Genomic DNA, 4,879 nt, shown 5'->3' with positions numbered 1-4,879 from the left:
ATCGTAGCGAAACTGACAGGCCTCCACACCGGGCTTAGCTCAATCCGTGCTGGTCCACGCTAATGCATCCCGGGCAAACGGGGGCTGGGCGGTGCTCGCACGGCTTGTCTGACGCGGCCACCGGTCGTGGCAATCTCGGAGGATCGGAGTGGATCCCTGACGTGCCGTTCCGATACTAGAAATATCGTAGCGATACCTTACGTTCCTTATCGATGACTGCAATGGAGTATCGAAGGGAATGTCATGTTCAACCACGTTTCGTTACCGCGCACAGGTCGGTTGGTCGACCTCGCCCCCGTTGTCGCTGCGGTGCGCCGCGGGTTGCTGACTTTAACGGTGCGTGCACGCCCAGCTCGAAGGTTCGTTCCAGCCTTTTCGGAAAGCTATTTCGAGACCGGCGTCGTGAGACGCGAACTACATAGGCTCTAACTGCCGCGGAGACCACGCGCGGGTCGACGCTCGAAGTCCGGGCGCCCCGCGGGCGAAGTCGTCGACGCGCCGGGTCCCATCAGGCCTTCGCCGGAATTGTCTGCTAATCGCATGTGGCGCTAGCAGGCCACCTTGATCACGAACGTATCCGTCGTTCTGGCGCTGGGGTTATCGGTATCGAATCCCTCGGCAGTACCGCGGATTGTGTAGGTCTGACCGCTCATGGTTACTTGTGCCCGGCCCTGGAGACCTTCCATGTAGCTACCCGTGAAGCCGCCTAAGTCCTGGATGCCGACTGACTGGGCGGTGAGCGCGTCTTTATTGGACACGAGAGCGGTAGCGCCCGCAGTCACGTCTCCTGTTGCGATCATCCTTAACGATTCGATCGATGTGCAATGCACCGCGTACGTCCTGGGAATGTCCCTGTTGTCGATCGTCACTTGCGCCGTTCCGGATGGCAACGTCCCCGCTTGTGGTGACGCAGCGGGCGGCGACGAGCACGCGCCGATACCTACGACCATCAGCCCGGATCCCAGCCCGGCGGCGAATCGGTTCCACACAAGCCCACCTCGGTCCATTTGGGCGCCTGCGTCACGTCCCATACTGAGAAATGTAGCGTCGTGCAGGCCGGGCCGATGGCTGATCGCTGCGCTAGTTGGTAACTGGGCGAAGAAGAGGTATCTACGGCCTCATTTCCGGGCATGCCCCGAAGAGGAGAGCAAAATGTGCTCTTCGGGGGGAAGCCTGCGACGGCTGCGTCGGCGACGATGGCGACGTCTGAGAAGTTCACTCGTGCACGCGTAGCCCTACTGGGAAACCGGTTGAGGCCGCACCTGAGGGTCGTTTGCGAAGGGCAGGCGTCGTGGTGGAACAACGGCGGGTCTGGAAAGCCTTCACGGCATGGTCAGCGTGACACCCGCTCAGCGCCAACCCCACGTCGTCGTCCTCGGCGGTGGCTCCTGGGGCACCACGATCGCGTCCATCTGCGCGCGCCGCGGGCCCACCTTGCAATGGGTGCGCTCGGAGGCAGCCGCTAAAGAGATCAACGAAAACCACCGCAACAGTCGCTATCTCGGCAACGACGTCGAGCTGAGCGACACGTTGCGCGCCACCACAGACTTCGCCGAGGCGGCCGATCGCGCCGACGTCGTTGTCATGGGTGTGCCATCGCACGGCTTCCGCAACGTGCTGACGGAGCTCGCCAGTGAGCTTCGCCCGTGGGTGCCGGTGGTGTCGTTGGTCAAGGGCCTCGAACAAGGCACCAACAAGCGGATGAGCCAGATCGTCGATGAAATATTGCCCGGGCACCCAGCCGGCATCCTGGCTGGGCCTAACATTGCCCGCGAGGTGGCCGAGGGTTATGCGGCCGCGGCTGTGCTAGCAATGCCCGACCCGCATCTGGCCGCTAATCTTGCCGAGCTGTTCCGTACCAGGCGGTTTCGTACGTACACGACTGACGATGTCGTTGGTGTCGAAATGGCGGGCGCGCTGAAGAACGTCTACGCCATCGCTGTCGGCATGGGCTACTCACTTGGTATCGGAGAAAACACGCGTGCCATGGTGATGACCCGCGCGGTGCGCGAGATGTCCAAGCTCGGCGAGGCGGCGGGCGGTCACCGCGACACCTTCGCCGGGCTGGCCGGCATGGGCGATCTCATCGTCACCTGCACCAGCCAGCGCAGCCGCAACCGGCATGTCGGCGAGCAGCTCGGCGCAGGCAAGCCAATCGACGAGATCATCGCATCGATGAATCAGGTCGCGGAGGGCGTCAACGCTGCCAGCGTTGTCATGGAGTTCGCCGATTCGTACGGCATTGCCATGCCGATCGCTCGCGAAGTCGACGGTGTCATCAATCACGGCGCAACGCCCGAAGGCGCCTATCGGGGCCTCGCGGCGGAGAAGCCCGGCCACGAGGTTCACGGGGCGGGTTTCTAGGGCTTCGCGTTCGGTTCGCGGGCGGCGCCATTAGCATCGGTGCCCCAAATGGGGAGCAAAAAGTGCTCTTTCGGGGGAAGCCTGCCAGCGCCGCGTCGGTGAGGATGACAATGTATTAGAAGTCACGAGGGGAATTCGAGTGTCGATTCCCCTCGTACACCCTTGATAAGGAGCAGGTCCGATGGCAACACATGCCGAACCCGGCACCGCGGCCCCCGTACGCGACTTGCGGCCGTACCCGACCGACTACACATCGTGGAAGATCATGGCGTGGACGGGCTTCGCCTTCATAGCCGCGTTCTTCTGTCTATGGGGGCTGCTGGCGCGCAACATCTCGCCGTTCCCGGCCTGGGCGGAGCCGCAGGCGGTCTGGGACCACTACAAGAACCTCAGGCTGCCGATCATGATCGGGATGAGCGTCTGCCTCACGATGACCGCCTTCTACATGGTGTGGAGCGTGGCCGTCTCCCGGGTGATGGAACGCATCGAGGGCGCCGGGGGCGTGTGGTCCAAGATGGAGATGATGGGTGGCACGATTACCTGTGCGCCCATCATGACGGCGTGCGCTATCTGGCTCACCGCCGCGCACGAGATCGACAACATCAATCCCGGCATGGCGCACACGCTCTACTGGTTTGGCTGGCTCCTGATCGACTTGGCGTACTTCGTCACCTCGTGGCAGATCGCCGGCGCCAGCATCGTGTTCATGCGTGACAAGCGGGAGAAGAAGCTGGTCCCGGACGTCGTCAGCTGGTGGGGCTGGATCACCATCGCGTCGTTCTTCGTGGTCAGTGCCATCCCGTTCGTTAACACCGGGCCGCTGTGCTTCAACGGCGTGATCAGCTTCTGGATCGCATTCTTCACCTGGTTCTTCTGGATCCCGGGGCTGTCCTACTACGTCATCAAGGCCATCCCCCGGCTCCAGGCCGAGGACGAGGCCGCTGGGCGTGTCAACGCTTAGTCGCACGGAGGTCGTTACCACTGACGGCGTGACCCCCAGACGCCTTCCCGGCGTCGACGGCGTCTGGGTCGCGATCGGCGCGGACTCGGTCATCTTCGCGATCCTGTTCGCCAGCTTCATGCAGGCCCGGCTGCACAACCCAGCCGTCTTCGAGGCCTCCCGGCACACGCTCAACATGAACCTGGGTGGCATCGACACGCTGATCTTGCTGACGAGCTCTTGGTCTGTGGCACTTGCGATCCAGGCTCTCAAGCGTGATCTCGTCGACCGAGTACCTCGTTATCTATTGGGCGGAGTGCTCACCGGTCTGATGTTCATGGTGTCCAAGTCGATTGAGTACTTCGAGAAGTTCGCCAACGGAATCAGGCCGGCTACCAACGACTTCTACATGTGGTACTTCACCCTGACCGGGATTCACCTGCTACATGTCGTGTTCGGCACCAGTCTCCTTACGTACCTTTGGGTTCGCTCCCGACGCCGCGCCTACAGCAGCTTGCAGCGGGTGGTGCCGGAATGCGTCGCCTCCTACTGGCACTTGGTGGATTTGTTGTGGATCATGATCTTTCCCCTGCTCTATCTACAGAGGGCGCTCTGATGTCGGCATTGCGCGAGCGGGTCACCATGGTCTGGCTGGGCCTGATGGTGCTGACTTGCGTGACGACATGGGGGCTGTCGAAGGGTCTGCTCAGCCCCGCGGTTGCGATGGTCGGGATTTTCGCGATCGCCGCGGTGAAGGTCAGTTACGTGATGCTGGATTTCATGGAGCTTCGCAATGCACCGATTCCGGTGCGTGTCGCCTTCCAGGCGTGGCCAGTCGTCGTGCCGATGATGATCCTGGGCTTCTGGTTCGCCACACCCGCCTTTATGTGAGCGACGGCGGCCCGGCGGGCGACGGCCACGAAGAGGCATGCCCCGAAGAGGAGAGCAAAGTGTCTTCTTTCGGGGGAAGCGTGGAGAAGGTCGGGTCGGCGACGATAGCAACGTCTTACAAGTCACGAGGTGCCCACGGGAGCAACGACGGAATTGCAGTTCAAGTCTTGCAGCCGAGGGTGTTTCACGAAGGCCAGTCGCCGTGAAGGGCGTTTCGCGTGGGTATCGGTATCGAGGTTGAGGGGCTGACGAAGTCCTTCGGCTCCCAGCGAATCTGGGAAGACGTCACTTTGGAGATCCCGGAGGGTGAGGTCAGCGTTTTGCTGGGCCCGTCGGGTACCGGCAAGTCGGTTTTCTTGAAGTCGCTGATCGGGTTGCTGCGCCCGGAGCGCGGTTCGATCGTCGTTGATGGCACCGACATCACCGAGTGTTCGGCCAAGGAGTTGTACGACATCCGCACGCTGTTCGGGGTGATGTTTCAGGACGGCGCCCTGTTCGGGTCGATGAACCTGTATGACAACACCGCGTTCCCGTTGCGCGAGCACACCAAGAAGAAGGAAGGCGAGATCCGTGACGTCGTCATGGAGAAGCTGGAGATGGTGGGGCTGGGCGGGGATGAGAAGAAGTTCCCCGGTGAGATCTCCGGTGGTATGCGCAAGCGCGCCGGTCTGGCCCGGTCGCTGG

The 4,879-nt window shown here is 62.2% G+C and carries 6 protein-coding genes; 5 read left to right on the top strand and 1 reads right to left on the bottom strand.

The window, feature by feature from the left end; translation table 11 throughout:
* Nucleotides 1-548 precede the first annotated feature (548 nt).
* Nucleotides 549-1,031 carry a lipoprotein LpqH gene (locus tag WAN71_RS19745; protein ID WP_422226947.1) on the bottom strand — a complete coding sequence of 161 codons (483 nt, stop codon included), beginning with the start codon at nucleotides 1,029-1,031 and terminating at the stop codon, nucleotides 549-551.
* Nucleotides 1,032-1,329: 298 nt separating this feature from the next.
* Between WAN71_RS19745 and WAN71_RS19740 the strand changes: the two genes are divergently transcribed.
* The 5 genes from WAN71_RS19740 to WAN71_RS19720 all read left to right on the top strand — a co-directional run.
* Nucleotides 1,330-2,364, top strand: coding sequence for an NAD(P)H-dependent glycerol-3-phosphate dehydrogenase (locus WAN71_RS19740; RefSeq protein ID WP_422226946.1), 1,035 nt, complete (start codon nucleotides 1,330-1,332; stop codon nucleotides 2,362-2,364).
* Nucleotides 2,365-2,545: 181 nt separating this feature from the next.
* Nucleotides 2,546-3,325: a hypothetical protein gene (locus WAN71_RS19735; RefSeq protein WP_422226945.1), complete on the top strand. Its 780-nt coding sequence runs from the start codon at nucleotides 2,546-2,548 to the stop codon at nucleotides 3,323-3,325.
* Nucleotides 3,326-3,353: 28 nt separating this feature from the next.
* Nucleotides 3,354-3,920, top strand: coding sequence for a cytochrome c oxidase subunit 3 (locus WAN71_RS19730; protein WP_422226944.1), 567 nt, complete (start codon nucleotides 3,354-3,356; stop codon nucleotides 3,918-3,920).
* Nucleotides 3,920-4,195: a cytochrome C oxidase subunit IV family protein gene (locus WAN71_RS19725; RefSeq protein WP_422226943.1), complete on the top strand. Its 276-nt coding sequence runs from the start codon at nucleotides 3,920-3,922 to the stop codon at nucleotides 4,193-4,195. Before WAN71_RS19730 ends, WAN71_RS19725 begins: the two co-directional genes overlap by 1 nt.
* A 218-nt stretch (nucleotides 4,196-4,413) precedes the next feature.
* A partial coding sequence (locus WAN71_RS19720; RefSeq protein WP_422226942.1) for an ABC transporter ATP-binding protein occupies nucleotides 4,414-4,879 on the top strand: 466 nt, incomplete at its 3' end.

This window comes from Mycobacterium sp. (genome assembly GCF_049280035.1).
GTDB lineage: Bacteria > Actinomycetota > Actinomycetes > Mycobacteriales > Mycobacteriaceae > Mycobacterium.
The sequence above is the reverse complement of the archived record's forward strand: the minus strand, read 5'-3'. Positions and strand labels throughout refer to the sequence as shown.